Annotated in this window: 11 protein-coding genes and 1 pseudogene; 5 read left to right on the top strand and 7 right to left on the bottom strand. The window is 69.5% G+C overall.

What is annotated here, in order from left to right; translation table 11 throughout:
* The first annotated feature begins 520 nt into the window (after nt 1–520).
* From ACFYQQ_RS21070 to ACFYQQ_RS21060, 3 genes and pseudogenes are all read left to right on the top strand, one after another.
* Nucleotides 521–1093: a TetR/AcrR family transcriptional regulator gene (locus tag ACFYQQ_RS21070; RefSeq protein ID WP_355792597.1), complete on the top strand. Its 573-nt coding sequence runs from the start codon at nt 521–523 to the stop codon at nt 1091–1093.
* Nucleotides 1094–1217: 124 nt separating this feature from the next.
* The gene (locus tag ACFYQQ_RS21065) at nt 1218–2201 is read left to right on the top strand and encodes a zinc-dependent alcohol dehydrogenase family protein (RefSeq protein WP_355788162.1); all 984 of its coding nucleotides are present in this window, start codon (nt 1218–1220) and stop codon (nt 2199–2201) included.
* A gap of 621 nt (nt 2202–2822) precedes the next feature.
* Nucleotides 2823–2972 (top strand): annotated as a pseudogene (locus ACFYQQ_RS21060) (CGNR zinc finger domain-containing protein); the annotation flags it as partial.
* 6 nt (nt 2973–2978) lie between these two features.
* Here ACFYQQ_RS21060 and ACFYQQ_RS21055 read toward each other — a convergent pair.
* The 3 genes from ACFYQQ_RS21055 to ACFYQQ_RS21045 form a co-directional block, all read right to left on the bottom strand.
* Nucleotides 2979–4079 carry a Gfo/Idh/MocA family oxidoreductase gene (locus ACFYQQ_RS21055; protein ID WP_355788149.1) on the bottom strand — a complete coding sequence of 367 codons (1101 nt, stop codon included), beginning with the start codon at nt 4077–4079 and terminating at the stop codon, nt 2979–2981.
* A gap of 50 nt (nt 4080–4129) precedes the next feature.
* Nucleotides 4130–4723 (bottom strand): nuclear transport factor 2 family protein, encoded by a 594-nt coding sequence (locus tag ACFYQQ_RS21050; protein WP_388904945.1) that lies wholly within the window; start codon nt 4721–4723, stop codon nt 4130–4132.
* A gap of 494 nt (nt 4724–5217) precedes the next feature.
* Entirely contained in the window at nt 5218–5565 is a 348-nt protein-coding gene (locus ACFYQQ_RS21045; protein ID WP_355788154.1) for a helix-turn-helix domain-containing protein, read from the bottom strand.
* 64 nt (nt 5566–5629) lie between these two features.
* On the opposite strand from ACFYQQ_RS21045, the gene ACFYQQ_RS21040 reads away from it, so the two are divergent.
* Nucleotides 5630–6529, top strand: a complete 900-nt coding sequence (locus ACFYQQ_RS21040; protein WP_355788157.1) for an LLM class flavin-dependent oxidoreductase — start codon at nt 5630–5632, stop codon at nt 6527–6529.
* Nucleotides 6526–7842, top strand: a complete 1317-nt coding sequence (locus ACFYQQ_RS21035) for an FAD-binding oxidoreductase (protein ID WP_388904944.1) — start codon at nt 6526–6528, stop codon at nt 7840–7842. The genes ACFYQQ_RS21040 and ACFYQQ_RS21035 overlap by 4 nt, the downstream gene beginning before the upstream one ends.
* Nucleotides 7843–8425: 583 nt before the next feature.
* Here ACFYQQ_RS21035 and ACFYQQ_RS21030 read toward each other — a convergent pair.
* The 4 genes from ACFYQQ_RS21030 to ACFYQQ_RS21015 all read right to left on the bottom strand — a co-directional run bounded on the left by ACFYQQ_RS21030 (nt 8426) and on the right by ACFYQQ_RS21015 (nt 16136).
* Complete coding sequence (locus ACFYQQ_RS21030) at nt 8426–10384, bottom strand: serine/threonine-protein kinase (protein ID WP_355791019.1); 1959 nt, start codon at nt 10382–10384, stop codon at nt 8426–8428.
* Nucleotides 10385–10455: 71 nt separating this feature from the next.
* The gene (locus ACFYQQ_RS21025) at nt 10456–12051 is read right to left on the bottom strand and encodes a VWA domain-containing protein (RefSeq protein ID WP_356242657.1); all 1596 of its coding nucleotides are present in this window, start codon (nt 12049–12051) and stop codon (nt 10456–10458) included.
* A 69-nt stretch (nt 12052–12120) separates the two neighbouring features.
* Nucleotides 12121–14721 carry a hypothetical protein gene (locus tag ACFYQQ_RS21020; protein ID WP_388904943.1) on the bottom strand — a complete coding sequence of 867 codons (2601 nt, stop codon included), beginning with the start codon at nt 14719–14721 and terminating at the stop codon, nt 12121–12123.
* A gap of 38 nt (nt 14722–14759) precedes the next feature.
* Nucleotides 14760–16136 carry a hypothetical protein gene (locus ACFYQQ_RS21015; RefSeq protein ID WP_356242664.1) on the bottom strand — a complete coding sequence of 459 codons (1377 nt, stop codon included), beginning with the start codon at nt 16134–16136 and terminating at the stop codon, nt 14760–14762.
* Nucleotides 16137–16163 lie beyond the last annotated feature (27 nt).

Here is a 16163-nt window from a genome sequence, read left to right as displayed (position 1 = left end):
CCGGGCGAGGCTTTCCGATGGTGTGTACGGCGTGCCCGCGCGGCTGAGGCTGTTGCCCTGGCAGAGGCCTTCGTGCTGCTAGTGCACGGCGGCCCAGCCTGGGCAGTGTCCAAGACCCGCACCCTGGAGCCGAGGCATCGGCCGGCTGCCGGGACTGGCGCCGCACCGGGGACCGTCCGGCCGTTCGGGCTGCGTAGCGGGCTGGACAGCAGCAGGAGCAGCCGGTGGCCGGATGAGCTGGACTCACCCCGTGCGGGGGTGCGGGCAGGTCATGAGCCCACCGCCCGGCACGGCCCGGATTCGCCGTACCGCTTCGCGAACCATTCGAGGCGCCACGACCGCTCGTGCCTCCGCAGGTGTCGCTCGCCACGGATGGAGCTGCGTCGACGTACGGGGTCTCCTCTGTGGGCGTGTGGCGGGGCGAACGCAGACCAGCCGCACCGTTGCTCCTCGGTCCACGCGGAGCCGCCTTGGCATCCTTAATCGAACGTACTAGTCTGTTTGATTAGGAGGTGCAGTCATGGCGACACAGATCAGGAAGACGAAGTCGGAGGAGCGGATCCTCACCGCGGCGGCCGATTTGTTCTACGCCCACGGGTTGCGCGGCGTCGGCATCGATCAGGTCCTGGAGATGTCGGGTGTCGCGAAGTCGACTCTGTACGCGCACTTTCGCACCAAGGAGGAACTGATCGCGGCGTATCTGCGCAGGACGGACGACTCGTGGATGGCGCAGCTACAGGCCGCCGCCGCACGAGCGGGTGACAAGCCTCAAGATCATCTGGTCGGGCTGTTCGACGCGCTGACCGATGCGTTCGACCGCCATGGGTTCTTCGGTTGCCCGTTCGTCAGTGCGGCGGTCGAAGCGGACCTCGATTCGGAGGCCCGCGCCATCACCATGCAGCACACACAGCGGCGACACGCGTGGCTGACCGAGCTGAGCGAACAGGCGGGTGCCGAGAGTCCCGGTGCACTCGCCCGGCACATAGGCCTCCTCATCGACGGCGCCCTGACCTCTGGGCGCCTGCTGCAGGACAGGGCCGTGGTGGACGAGGCGAAGTCCGCGGCACGGCGCCTGGTCACCGACCACGTCTGACGACACCGCATACCGGAGCAGCTCACCAGACGCCCGTTGCTCCGCCCGACACGGGGATGCCCCGCCTGCGACGCCCCCCCCCCCCCCCCACCACCAAGATCCGACAGACAGGAAAGGCACAGCCATGCGCGCACTGGTTCTCGAAGAGTTCGACACTCCCCTGGTCCTTCGAGAGATCGAAAAGCCCGCCCCGGGGCCTGGCCAGGTGCTGGTCAAGATCTCGGCCAGTGGCGTCAATCCGCTGGACGCCAAGATCCGGGCCGGCAAAGCACCTCACGCAAAGCGGACGCCTCCAGCCGTTCTGGGGCTGGACATGGCAGGCGTGGTCGAGGAGGTCGGGAGCGGCGTCCTCGACTTCGCCCCGGGCGACGAGGTCTTCGGACTGACCGGAGGCGTCGGAGATGTGCAGGGCTCGCTTGCCGAGTACGCGGCGGTGGACGCCCGTCTCCTTGCACGCAAGCCTGCGTCTCTCACTCTGCGCGAGGCGGCAGTCCTGCCTCTGGTGTTCATCACGTCGTGGGAAGGACTGGTGGACCGGGCGCAGGTTCACGCAGGACAGAAGGTCCTCATCCACGGCGGATCCGGCGGGATCGGCCATGTGGCGGTGCAGATCGCCCGAGCCCGCGGAGCCGAAGTCTTCGCCACCGCGTCCTCCTCACGGCTGGAGGCGGTCGAGCGGCTGGGAGCCACTCCCATCGACTACACGACCACTCCCGTGGAGGAGTACATGGCCAAGTACACCGGTGGAGAGGGATTCGATGTCATCTTCGACACCGTCGGCGGCGCTGTGCTGGACAACTCCTTCAAGGCTGCCCGCACCTACACCGGCCATGTGGTCAGTGCCCTGGGCTGGGGAACCCACGCTCTCGCACCGCTCTCCTTCCGCGGGGCGACCTATTCCGGCATCTTCACCCTGCTGCCCCTGCTCACCGGACGCGGACGGGAGCGGCACGGAGAGATCATGCGTGAGGCTGCCGCCCTCGCCGATGCGGGGAAGCTCAAGCCCATGCTCGACCCCAGGCGCTTCACCCTCACGGACATCGCCGCAGCCCACGAGGCCGTTGAAAGCGGCACCGCGCAGGGCAAGATCGTGGTCGACATCGACTGACCCGACTGACCCGACTGCCGATCGAAGCGTCGAGGGCACACAGGGCAAGCGGGGCTGCCGCAAGTCGTGATCAGGTCCGGGGTACGTGTGTCGGTCACCGAAAGGGCCACCACCGCCGATCGCGGGTTCCGCAGCCCCGCCTGGCGGCCCTCGGCTCTCGGCTCTCGGTTTGCGCATTCCCCCTTGCCAGTGCTGTCCTCAGGCCGACCCCCGGCAGCCCTTGTGGCCGCCCCGCACCTGCAGTAGCTGACATCCTGCGGCCCTGACAGCACGCGCACGGGATCCACAGCGTTGAAGTCCAGTCCCCCAGGCCGGACTGCTCGGCACACCTAACCGGACACACACGCCCTGCGGCGAAAGCGCCGTCCCGGAAAAGCCGTATACGCCCCCCTCCTCATATGGCCCCTGGCGCCAGACGCCGACGGTGCTGGGCGGAAAGCCCGCCGAGGTGCGCAAGGCCGCCCGGCCGCCAAGCCCACGGCACCGGATTTAGGAGCCCGGCCACCTGACGTGTTTCGGGAGTGACGAGGTCCCCGACGGTACGGCCCGGGTCGCCGTGCATCTGCAGGGCGGTGCCGCCTTCGCCCCCGCAAGGGAAACCACACCGGGGATTGCCGCACCCGCCTACTCGTGGACCCGTCGCAGTCCGCCAATCGGCGTTGGTGCGGCATGACAGAGTGCGGAAACCGCCATGAGGACGGCTGGTACAGAGCAGGCGGGCGTCCTCTGCCGTCAGGAAGAAGACGCCCGCCTGGTGGCAAAGCGCGGTAGGACTGCCTATGCGGGACTGTGGCCCACCCGCTCGGCGGAAGAGCGCTCCACCGCGTCCAGGAACCTGTGCCGGCGGAGAGCGTAGGTGAAGTCGGGGACGGTGTGCGTGCCATCCCTCAGATCCCGCGCCAGCTTCGTGTACAGAGCTGCCACGTTGCGGCTGGGCCCAGCGAGACCAGGCGGGATGTCGCTCGTGTACTCGGCAGGGATCTCGAGGGGCGCGACAGTCGCGTCCTCGCCGAAACCAGCCTCGACGGTCAGGTCGGTCACCTGCAGGTTGCCCCACGGCGCGGTCACCACGATGTCTCCGTCGGTGCCGTTGATCTCCCAGCGGAAGTTGTCACCGCGGGAGGCACCTCCGCGGTAGAAGACAGAAGCCGCGGCGCCACCTTCGAGAGTGCCGATGAGAGAGATCTGATCCGGAGTAGTCACCGGAATGACCCTGCCGCCGTCGTCACTGACGGCGACCTCCCTCCGGCCCAGGACGAGGTTGGACGACAGGTGCTCGAACTCGCCGAGGGTGACGTTGAGGGCATCGACGGCGTGGAGAGCGGCGGCGGTCAGCGGCGTTGCTCCCTGGCTGTTGTCGAACCAGTAAGTGTGGTTCTTGGTGGTCTGCGGACCCCACACCATGCCGGAGGCCACCATGGTCGTGCCGATGACTCGTCCGATGCGTCCCTCTTCGATGAGCCGTCGCGCGTATCGCAATTCCGGGTGGTAGCGACCTTGAAGGCCGATCACGGTGCGGACCCCAGCGGCCTCGGCACGGCGGGTCAGCTCGTCGGCCTCGGTGAGGTTCAGCGCCAGAGGCCATTCGGCGTAGACGGTCTTGCCGGCCTCGATGGCCGCCGTGATCAGTTCGCGGTGATACGGGACCTTCACCGCTACCACGACGACGTCAACTCCCGGGTGCGCCAGGAGATCAGCGTGGTTGTCGTAGGCTCCCTGCACCCCGAACTCCTGCGCCGCCGCCTGTGCGGACTCCCGACGCGAGGTGCTGACGGCCCGCAACTCGTAGTCGGGCAGCGCCTTGAGGGCAGGGATGTGGCTGATGGAGGCCCAGCCTCCTTGACTGCCGCCGATGATGCCGACGCCGATGGTGCTCACTGTCGTAACTCCTAGAAGAAGGCTCTGCTGAGCCGGGTGGATGGGGGTGGCTACTTGTCGGCCTTGGCAGGCGGAGTCCAGTTGGGGACGGAGTCCACTCGGAAGCGAGTCAGGACGCTGCTGTCGATGTACCAGTGGCCGTTGATACGGGCATACGTGTCGTGATACTCCCCGTAACCGTGGAAGCCCTCCTTGTAGCTGGAGCCGGGCGGGAAACTCACGTAGTCCTCCATGGCCCAAATCGCCGACGCATGCGTGCCCTTGACCGTGATTTCCGGCAGAAAGCCCTGGTGAGCAGTGGGTGCGGCACCCAACAGCTTCGCCGTGTTCTCGGCAAGCTCCTTGCCGCTGGTGTACTTCACGCCCACATCGATCGTGGGGTGTGCCGTGAAGAGGGCGGCCAGTTTCGACCACTCCTTGGTGTCGAGGTAGCGGAAGTAACGCGCTTTGAGCTGGCGGATCTCCTCCGTGTCTGCCAGTCGCTGCACGGTCGCCGAGTCGGACTTCTCGGCGTGCCTGGGCGCCGGCGCGGATGCCCAGGCGGTCGCCCCCAGCCCGCCTCCCGCCACCAGCACCACCGCGGCGAGCGCGCCACCGGCTCGAGAGCGCCACGCCAGCGGCTTACGAGACCTCTGCTCGTCCATGTTCCCTTCCTTCCACTCCCTGCGCACCAGGGCGAGCACCCTGACGTCCTCGCAGTGAACAGGATCTGGAACGCTTAGTCAAGAAATAGGTGCCACTACAGGCGCCCAGAAGGAAGGAAATCCTGAATGATCATTCCAATAAGTGCAGGTAGGACGCCACCGACCCAGGACTCGCGGCGACACGGACACGACCACCGCCCCATAGCCGCTGCATCGCCCCGCCGGCCTGACATGCCGGCCCGTCCCATCGCATCCATGAGGCGGGCGAGGCCCACCCCTCACCGGAGACGCGAGCGGCACCCAGCGACGGGTCCGGAACCGACCATGGCGCCACACGGTCGGCTTTGCCGATCCCTGTGCAGTGAAGCCTCACGGTGACCGGTCCAGGCGCCGCCGTCCCCACGTCTTACCGCCGCCGAAGATTGCGGCCGACCGGTCCGCGTGGCCGCTTCGTGAGATCCGATTCCGCACACGAGCCGAAACCGGGGGTCGGATTACGTGGCCGGGACTCGCTTCGAGCCCCTGGAGCCTGAACGTCGCATGCTCCACTGCGAGAGAGGCTGCAAGGCATCCACGAGAGCCTGCCCATCCGGCGTGAGCCCGTAAAAGATCTGCACAGGTGTACTGGGGACCACAACCCGGTCGATGAGCCCTGCGGCCTCGAGTTCTTTCAGTCTCTGAGAGAGCAGTCGATCAGAAATGCCTTCGATCATTGCCCGGTACTCGCCGAAGCGCCTGGCCCCTCGGGCGGCAGCCTGCAGTACCGAACCCGTCCAGCGGCGCCCGATCAACTCAAGGGTGCCTTCAAAGCTCGGACAAGTATCGTCATGAATGGAAGTCACTTACATAAGATTAGCGCCTTACTGGTCGCTTTGCCACGCCGGATGGGCCGCCCACCCTGAAGGCATGACCGACTACAAACGACCGCTTTCCTTCGGAGTGAGCTTGGACCCCTCAGACGCGGCCTGGGACCAGACCCGGCACCTCGCCCGTCTGGCGGAAGACCTCAATCTGGATTACCTGGCTGTTCAGGACCACCCCTACCAGCCTGGCCACCTGGACGCCTGGACTCTGATCTCTCATCTGTCCGCATTCACCGAACGTATCTCCTTCCTCACAGACGTCGCCGACCTGCAACTGCGCCCTCCGGTGATGCTGGCCAAGGCCGCCATGTCGCTCAGTGCACTGACCGGCGGACGAGTCCAGCTCGGTGTCGGAGGCGGCGGCATTCCTGACGCAATCGCGTCGATGGGAGGACCCGCACGGCGCGGACAGGACATGGTGGCATTCGCGGTCGAGTCGGTCACACTGATACGCACCGCCCTGGCAGGAGGGGTCGTACGGCTGCACAGCCCGTACCACTCCATCAACGGTTACCACGCGGGTCCGGCGACCCCCACACCCGTCAGCCTCTGGCTCGGTGCCCAAAAACCACGCATGCTCACCGCTGCCGGCCGCCTGGCCGACGGCTGGATCTCTCCGCTCAACATTTATGTCCCGCCTCTCGAGGTGCCGTCCCGGCAGCAGATCATCGACGAAGCAGCTGTGGAGGCAGGTCGCGACCCGAAGGAGCTTCGACGCGTCTACAACGTCCTTGGTGTGATCGGGGATCAGCTGGAAGGGCCCGGCCTCGTCGGCGACGCGCAGCGGTGGGTCGACACTCTCACGCAGTGGGTCGTGGAACTCGGATTCGATACGTTCATCTTCTGGCCCGCTGCTGAGCCGCAGCGTCAGCTCATGGTGTTCGCCGAAGAGATCGTCCCCGCGGTACGCGAACGGGTGGAGACCATCCGGAGCGGACGATGAACATCAGCCTCGGCTCCATACCGTCACAGCTCACAGGAAAAATGGTCACCCCGGATGACCGCCTGTACCCGAGACTCCGATCCACGTACACCACAGTGGGCAGCCCTGCGGCAATCGTCCTGCCCGAATCCGCCGACGATGTCGCGGCAGCCCTACGGTTTGCCACGGAGGCCGGGCTGAAGGTGGCTGTCCGCAGCGGTGGGCACGGTTTGTCCGGCAACGGCACCAACGACGGCGGCCTCGTGATCGATCTACGGGCTTTGAATCGAATCGAGATCATCGACCGCGGCTCCGGCCTGGTCCGCGTCGAAGCGGGAGCGCGTTGGGCGCACGTCGCTGAGGCGCTCACGCCTCATGGGCTCGCAATCAGCTCCGGAGATCACGGCAATGTCGGCGTCGGCGGCATCGCCACCGGCGGCGGCATCGGCTGGCTGGTCCGGCAGTACGGTCTCACCGTCGACCACGTCCGTGCCGTCGAGGTCGTGCTGCCAAACGGCGTCGTCGTGCACGCCGATGCCGAAACCGAGCCGGACCTCCTATGGGTCATGCGAGGCGCCGGCGCAGGTGCCGGAATCGCGATCGCCTTCGAGATCAAAGCAATGGAACTCAGCAACATCGGCTACGCCCAGTTGATGGCGCCGGTGGACCCGGCCGGGAGGACACTTCGGCGCTGGGCCGACGCCATCGCGCAGGCACCGCGGGAGCTGTCGACAGCCGTACTGCTCTCCTCCCGAGGGTCCACCGCCACCGCCTTCATCACGGCGGTCGTGGCGTCGGACGAGCCCTCAGTCATCCGCGAAGCCCTGCGGCCACTTCTCGGAATCACCGACGTGACGATGCGGCAGGCCCAGATCGTGCCTTACACGGAACTCGTTCCATGGCTTCATCTGCATGACAACACCGGGCAGATGCCAACCGACACGACCAACGGGCTCTTCACCGGGCTGAACTCCGAATCGGCGCGCGCTCTGGTGAACGTAGCCAGTGGCCCCCACCCGGCTTTCCTGCAACTGCGTTCTCTCGGCGGGGCCACCCAAGATCCTGCTCCCTCAAGCATGGCGTACAGCCACCGCCACCAGGACATCCTCGCTGTCGCGTCCACCTTCCCCCCGAACGGACGCTCCACGCTGGACGCCGCGTGGAAGCCCGTCACACCCCATGTCGACGGCGCTTACATCAACTTCGAGAGCTCCCAGGACGAGGCCGCGTTCACACGCGCCTACCCAGGCGCCACCGGAAGCCGAGTGATCAACCTGTGGCAGCGCTACGACCCAGAGCGTGTCCTGCGGCCCAAGGCGCTCCGGCGGACCTGAAACCACTGCCGATCAGGCGGACTTCACGGCTAGAGCCCACCCGCATGCCCACGATGAAGCCCGCGCCGGCGCAAGACCAAAGTCCGAGAAGAAAGGCGCCGTCGTCAGATCAACGTCCTGGCGGTGTGTCCGGAAGGGGCGCACGCGGCACCCGTTGACCCTGCATGGTCGGACTCAGTTGCACTTCACGGCAGCCTGACCGGATGAAGGGCACGCTCGAGAAGACCGCCGCCTCCAGGCGGTCACACAAACGACTCGCCGTCGACAGCCCCGGATCGAGCCACTCGGATCCGACGCCCATGCCTGACCGTCGCTGCGGCTGATGTGGAGACTTCGCCGCAAAGCCTGCTGTTGAGCCGATGCTTTGCCGAACGGCGCCGACCGTACGAGGCTGGCCATGAATCGGTCGAGGCTCGTCGTTCGCCACGAGGCGTTGCCGGGTGTCTACGCCTACGAATCCCGGATGGCGGGAGCGGTCTGGACGAGGGAATCCTTCACGGCGGCCTCCTCTGCCCCCACGGATGAAGGAGCGCCCGGCGGGCCGGCCCGGAGCGACGGAGAGCTCCCGCTGCCCCAGAGAACGTCAGAGGCCGGGCCCTTCCACGCCCGCGGCGGTCGGCACCGCGTGCAGCGCTCCGTGCGAGGCGGCGGCGTAGACGGTACGGCTCCCGGGTGCGTACGTCACCGCGAGGATCTGACCGCCGAGGTCGAGGCTCTGCAGGGACGCACCGTCCGTACCGTCGATCAGCTGGAGGCGCCCGTTCCACCCGCCTGCGTAGATGACCGACCCGTCGGTGCACAGCGCGAACAGCTCCTCCCCCTCGGCGTGCTCGATGCGCCACAGGACCTCACCGGTGCGTTCGGCGACGCAGTGGACCATGCCCGCGGTGTCGCCTACGACCACCCTGTCGCCGAGGCGGACGGGCGGGGTCACGACCGGGGCACCGAGGTCCGTCTCCCACCGCGTGGAGCCGTCGCCGGCGGCCAGGCGGCGCAGACCGCCGACCGCGTCGGCGACGACCAGTGCGTCGTTCAGCGCGAGCGGCGCGGCCAACAGGGCGGCCGGCAGTCGTACGGGCCGCTTCCATCGGATGCCGCCGTCCTCGTCGTCGACGGCGAGGAGCTCACGGCCCCCCGCGGCTGAGAGATACACCTGCCGGCCGTCGGCGGCCACCGGCTCGACAGGGCCTTCCTCCGCGCCGGTGAGCGGACCGGTGCGCCACCAGACGCGCCGGGTGACCGCGTCGAAATGGTGCAGGCAGCCGTTCGCGTCGCCGAGGAACACACTCTGCCCCCGCAGCAGCACCTTGATGCCGGAGAGACCGCCGGCGGGAACGGACCACCACGGGGCGCGGTTCCGGGTGTCCCACGACTCCAGGCGGCCCCCCGCGTCGCAGACGAGCAGCAAGGACCCCTCGGCGTGCAGGTCCACGGGGGCGGTGAACTCCCCCAGCAGGTCGTCCTGTTCGCCGGTCGCCGCGTCCAGCCAGCGCACGCCGTCGCCGTCCGCCACCACCACGTGTCCGTGCTCGGTGGCCACCGCCCGGTGCGGCCACTCCCCCACGTCCACGCGCCAGCTCCTGCGGCCCGGCCGGAACGGGACCGTGAGGTCCGCCGCGTTGCCCGCCTCGCCGAGGAACCGGCTGAGTTCGGAGCGGTGGTCCGCGAGGGTGCGGTTCACCCCCTCCGGGAGCCGCAGCGTGCCCGGCTCCCCGAAGCAGTCCGCCACCTCGTCGAGGGTCGGGCGGTCCGCCGGGTCCTCTGCGAGGCAGGCCCGGACGATCCGGCCTGTGGGGTCGTCGGGCAGCCGGGACAGGTCGGGCGCGGCCCCGGAGACCCGTCGCATCAGCATCGCCCGGGCGTCGCTCTCCCCTGTGTAGGGCGGATGCCCGGTGAGTGCGTGCAGGACGATCCCGCCAATGCCGAAGACGTCGGTCGCGGCGGTCGTCCGCGACAGGCCGAGGACCTGCTCGGGTGCGCAGAAGTGGGGATGTCCGATCACCGTGTCCAGGGAGACCGTCACCCGCTGGCCGCGGATGCGAGTCAGCCCGAAGTCGATGATCCAGGGCCCGTCGGGGGTGAGCAGGACGTTGCCGGGATGCAGGTCACGGTGCAACAGGCCCTTGCCGTGCGCCGTGTTGAGGATGGCGATCAGTTCGGCCGCGACCGCGTGGGCGGTGTCGCGGGGCAGGGCGCCGCCGTGCGAGGCGATGATCTGGTACAGCGACAGACCGGGGATGAAGCGGGTGGCGAGGGTGGGCCGGCGTCCGCTGCCGAAGTCGAAGACGAGCAGTTCGGGAATGCGGGCACCACGGCACCGGTCGAGGGCCTTGCTCTCCTGATGGAAGCGCTGGAGGTGCTGGGTGTCCTCCGCGAACTCCGGTTTGAGGAGTTTGACGGCACCGAGGGTTTCGAGACCGCGACCCTCCCCGACCGGGCGGCCTAGGTAGACCGTGCCGAACCCGCCCGTCCCCAGCTTGCCCAGCAGGCGGAACCCTGCGGCCTCCGGAGGATCGACGGCCGGGTCCAACGGCTTCACCATGACGGTTCCTCTCCCGGGGGGGGCGGCACTTGCGGGCGGCGACGGGTGGCACGGAGCGGGGGCACAGGGGGTCACTGCAGGACGACCGACGCCTGGTCCTCCGTTTCGTGGGAGAAGCCGATCCCGCACAGCACGGTCGACTTGCCGAGCTCGCAGGTACCGTTGTCGCGCAGCCGCTCGTCACCCGGTCGCGGCGCCTCGCGGACGCAGTGCAGCGCGAGCACGAGCCGTCCCCCTTCGTGGCGGCCGCGCACGGAGATCCGCGCCCGGACGTTTCCAGCGTCGGTGTCCTGGCTGACCTCCCGGCCGCGCAGCACGACGGTCTGCCGTTCACCCGACCTCAGGTCCGTCACCACGAGTACGCCGGACAGCCCCGGGTTGCGCCGCTTGTACGTCCGCCAGGCTGCCGCCGATCCCAGCAGGGCGACGAGCAGCACCAGCGGGTACAGCCACCCGGGGGTGCGGCCCGGGACCGTGCCCACCACGTCGACGTCGGTGACTGTGGGTCGGCCGGTGGAGAACTTGGCGTACCCCACCGAGCCGCGTACGGTCCGCGTCCACGGCGAGGAGACCTCGGCCCGGATCCGCACCCCGGCTCGGAAGTCGCGGGTACCCGGCAGCACGCTGAATTCGGGCTCTTGGGCCCAGGTGAGCCGCAGGTCGACAGTCCTGCTGCGCCCGGGTGCGAGCGTCACCGGGTCTGCGGGGCCGTCGGCGTGCACCGCCGCGTCGCCGGGAGCGGCCTCCGTGCGGAGCGCCACCCGCAACGGGACGTGGCGCGCGTGCGAGGTGAGGGTGACCCGCACCGTCCGGGAGCGCGGGCCCGTGCGATCACCGGCGGACAGCACCGCGGCGCCCGCGCCCCCCATGTCGACCCCTTGGCCCTTCACGGAGACGGTGACCCGCTCGCCCTGGTCGGCACGGAGCAGGCTCTGCGCCTTCTCCGCGCGTACCCGCTCCTTGGCGTCGTTGAGCTGGGAGCCTAGCGCCGCGGGGTCGACGGGCAGGATGCGCGGCGCGCCAAAGGCACTGCCGAGGACTTCGGACACCTGGGTGCCCTCGGCGAGCGGCAGGCCGTAGCCGACCACGTCGTGGGTGCTGCTCAGCGCGGTGTAGCGCTGTCTGAGCTGCTTCCAGGCTGGTGCGCCGAGCCGGGCGTACGGGCTGCCGGGCGCGTTGACCGCACCGTCGGTGAGCATCAGCACCGCGCCCACTGGCGCCGCGCTGCGGTCGAGCTGGTCGGCCGCGACGTCCAAGGCAGCCCCGTGGTCGCTGGCCAGTTCCTTGGCCTCGCGCGGGAGTTTCTTGCCGACGATGTCGTCCGTCCGGTCGGCCGGGGACATGGGGTGAACGACGCTGGTGGCGCGCCCGAAGGTGACGACCGCCACCTCGTCTGCCGGGGTGAGGGTCTTGAGGAACGCTGCAAGGCGCTTCTTCACGGTCCCGTAGAGCGGCTTCCCGTCCGGTCCCTCGTCCTGCATGGAGCTGGAGGTGTCGACGAGGACGACGTACGCCGCGGGCACGTCGTCGACCTTGAGCGCGCGGTAGATGCCGTCGCGGGGCAACGGCTTGCCGTCGGCCGCGGCGGGTGCCGCGCCGGAGACGGCCAGGGCGCCGGCCGCGGCGAGCAGCAGGACGTGGCGCGCTGTCTCCCTGATGGTGTGCATGAGGAGTCCCCCCTGGGACGTGCGTACGGATGGGAGGTCCCGGCGGAGGCCGGGACCTGGTGGCGGTGCCTACGGACGGGAGTGGGAGAGGCCGGCGTCGAGTCTTCGCAGCCTCCCGATCTCGTCCTCGTTGCGCCTCTGCTTGCCGATGAGCTCCTGCATCTGTCGGGCGTACGTGGCGCTGCGCCGTTTCAGGAAGCCGATCGCGTACAGCAGGTAGGCGTCCCAGAGCTCGGTGTCCGGCCCCCGCCTCAGGGCGCGTTCGAGCAGGCTGTGCTCGTCGTCGGCGCGGGAACGGCCGCCGTAGGACTCCCACACGTCGCGGTAGGCGAGGAGGACGTCCAGGACCCGTTCACCGGTCAGCCCCCGCCGCGCCCAGAAGCACAGCGGCACGTAGAGCTGGTCGTGGCCCGCGCCCTCGCGGCGGGCCGTGTAGAGCTGCGCGGCGAGCGCCTTGCAGTCCTCAGGTGTGTCCCCGGCCTGCCGGGCGGCGCGGTGCAGGGTGCGTAGGCTGAGGGCCGCCGCCAGCTCCGGCCGGCGCTCGGCGATCCGTGCGAGCCAGTGCGCGTCCTGCTCGGTCTCGTCCCAGTGAGGCTGCTGCGTCAGCCGTTCGACGGCCTCGATGACGGCCGGGACGTGCGGACCGGGCCGCTCCAACAGACGGACGGTGAGATCGCGTCCGGTGTCCGCGGGGCCTTTGCCGGTGTCCTCGTCGACCGCCAGGACCTCCTTCAGCAGTCCGTCCACGATCGTGTGCACGTGCCCCCGCAGGGCGGGTGCTTCGAGCTCCGCGTGCAGGGTGGAGGCGTAACCGGTGAGCCGGGTGCTGATGCCCGCGGAGCCCGGCAGTTCGGGTGCGCGGGCGAGTGCGACGAAGGCGGCGGGCAACCTGCCGGTGAGTGCGCACAGCACGTCCCAGCGAGCCGCGGTCTCGGCCCGTGCGCCGTACGGCGGCCGCTCCAGTGCGCGTTGCAGCAGCGTCCGGGCGCAGTCCCCGGACGGGCTGGCCGGACTGTTCCGCAGCGCGCAGGAGACGAGGCCGTGGAAATAGCCGTTGCCGAGGACATCGTCGGCGTGCCCGCACGCCCCCGCGGCCGCCAGCAGGCGGGTGGCGGATTGGGGATGGGCCTCGGTCCACTTCTTCGAGAGCTCGGACCTCGTGCTCCCGGACTCCAACAGGTGGTAGAGCAGCGCGAGTTCCGGGTTGCCGGCCAGCTCGGGGGCCGAGTCGTCGCCGAGCCAGCGCAGCCAGGCGAGGACGCGTGGCGCGGGGTCGGGTTCCGCGCACACGGCATCGACGAGTCGCGCTGCCAGCCCCGGCAGGGTGCGGAGCTGGGACTGGGTGAACTCCATCGTGCCCGGGGTGAACGGGTCGATGGTGGGCAGGAGTTGGTCGACCACCGGGTCCTGGGAGCCCGTCGCCGCATGTCGCCGCACCTCGTCGACGACCGAAGCCAGAGCCCGGTCCAGCGGGCGCCGGCCCTCCCGGGTGTCGGGGGTCTCCTGGCGAACGGACTCGAACCTGCTGCGCGCGCTGTCGACACTTCCCGCTAGGAGGTCGTCGACGATCTGGGTCCAGAACGCCTCGGAGACCTCGGGTTGCGGGAGGTGGCGGGCCATGCTGCCGAGATCGGTGGAGAGTCCGGCCAGTTTCGCCTGGGAGAGCACGGCGACCGAGGCGGGGTCGAACACGTCGTGGCGCAGAGCCTCGTCGATACGTTCGTTGTCCACCGCCCGGCCCTGGCGCACCTCCTGTGCCAGGGCCAGCCCGGGGTTGAGGCGGGACAGGATGTGCAGGGCGTCCGCGTGCACGTGTGCCGAGTCGATGTCGAGGAGCCCGCGGGAGCCGGCGAGGTGCGCGACGACGCGCTCACCGCCGTGCACTTGCCAGGCTCGGACCAGCAGGTCGAAGTAGGAGCGGGCCGCGGGTGACAGACCGTCCAGGTCGGGCAGTCCGCCGCCCCAGGCGAGGCACCTGACTCCCGGGCTCCCATCGTCGGCACCCCAGTACAGGCGCATCGGCACCTGCGATCCGGAGGAGCTGCCCGTGGCGGCGGACAGGGATCGCCGTACGCCGGCGGGCAGCATCGCGACGACACAGTCCAGGACGTGCAGCAGTTCGAGCGGTTTGTAATTGCGGTCCCCCGTCACCACCACCGTGCCGTCGAGCAGGTACGCCGCAGCCGCGGCGAGCCAGTCGCTGCCCGTGGTGATCCGGTCCGTGAAGACGCTGCGCGCACGCTCCAGGAACCGGCTGTTGTCCTCGACGAAGAGCTGCGCCGGTTCGCCGTGGGGCGTCGGCAGACTCGGCGCGGTCTCGAGTGCGGCTTCGGCCAACGCGTGCCAGCTCAGGCCGAGCTCACCGACGGTGGCCGCGTCCACGGCGAAATGGACGATTCGGTAGATGGGCCGGTTCGTCCGGTCCACGGTGCCGGTGCCGTCCAGGAGGAAGACGCCCACCGTGTCGGTCCCGTCCGGTGCCCTGCCCGGTCCGATGGTGATCCACGGGAGTTGGTCGCCGCGTGCGGGGGTGCCCGGTGACCAGTGGTGGACGGACGTGTTGAATTCGGCGCTGCGCTCGCGCGGACAGGCCGCGAGCACCTGGTAACCGCTGTTGGTCCCGGGCTCCTTGCCCCACAGTGCCCAGTCAGCCGTCAGTCCCGGTGGCATGGTGTGGTCTCCTCTCGTGCGGTCGTACGGTGCCGGAGTCAGGTCTGCCGGGGGCCGAGGCCCCGCAGGAACAGGAAGGGTTCGAGGATGTTCACGGGACGGGGCGGCGCGACGAGACGTACGGCGTCCTCCACGGGATTGACCAGCGAGGGGTTCTCGAAGTCGAAGCCACGCTCGGGGTCGATCCAGAAGCCGACGGCGGAGCACACGAAGTAGCCGACGCGCTCGGGGGCGAAGAACAACTCGATCTGCTGCTGGATCTCGCGCAGGCTGCCCTGGGGGAACGCCTGGCACAGCCCGTCGAACAGGCGCTTGGCGTCCATCACTTCGGGCTGGCCCGTGCGCGGATTGAGGCGGACGTTGCCCTGTTCGCAGGCGAAACGGAAGACCCGGTCGTCGTCGAACTTGGCGAGGCAGACGGCGATGCTGTGCGGCAGCTGGTTGCCGTGCCGTTCGCCGCGCATGTTTACCTCGGTGGCCACGCCGCCGAGGACGTCGGTGAAGAAGTCGGCGTTCTGGCGGGCGTCGTCGCCGAGCGGCCCCTCGTCGCCGTTGACCTGCCACTCACGTACGGGGTCCACGACGTACACCATGGCGCGGGCGGCACCCAGGTCCTTGATGAGCTTGCCGCCCAGCGCCGCCCCGGTCTGGGACCGCAGGTCGAAGGCCTCGCCCGGCAGGTCGCGGAGTGTCACCTTGAACTCCGTGGTCTCGCTCCGCTCGCCGCCGCGCCGCCACCGCCTGCGCCCACCGCGCGAGAACCGGGTCCCGGTGAGGTCGCCGGCCAACGTGAAGCGGACAGGGCGCTGCTCGGTAAGGGTGGCGTTCGGGAAGGTCCGCTCGCGGTACAGGATGTGCGCCAGGTCGCTGAGGAACTTCTGCGAAGCGTGGTCCTCGGGCCACATGCTCCATTTGCCGTACATGGGGTCCTGGACGGCGCGGGAGAGGGCTGCCAAGAGGGTCGACTTGCCGCTGCCCATGCCACCCCAGAGGGTGATCGTCGATTCCGGCGCGGACACCGGGTTCTCGGCGCCGGGCTGACCGGTCTCGTGGCGGACGGGCTGGTCCGCGAGCGCTCTCGTCTCGGCCTTGGCCCGCTTATCGCCGCGCGAGGGCTTGTCGAGCGCCTCCACGAAGACCGCGGGTGTGGCCTCCCTCCTGGGCCCCGTGTCCGCGGGCGGCGCGCCCGGTGCCCGCGCCTTGTCGTCCTGCGGGGTGGCAGGGGCCGGGACGGCCGGTGCGGCGGGCGCCCCGTTCGCCGTGATGGGAGGGGCGCCGGCGGCCGGTGGCAGCGCCGCCCGGCCACCGACCAGCGTCGACGGGTCCCAGACGGCGAACGGCCCCTCGTCCGCACTGTCGTGCTTCTTCCGCTGCGGCTTGTCGTCGCCGGTGCGCTCGGCTCGTTCGCCGTCCATGACCATGGTGGGCTCCCCCGGTGCGGG

Source organism: Streptomyces sp. NPDC005496, assembly GCF_042872045.1.
Taxonomy (GTDB): Bacteria; Actinomycetota; Actinomycetes; order Streptomycetales; family Streptomycetaceae; genus Streptomyces.
Note: the sequence above shows the minus strand (reverse complement) of the source record. Positions and strands in the feature narration are given on the sequence as shown.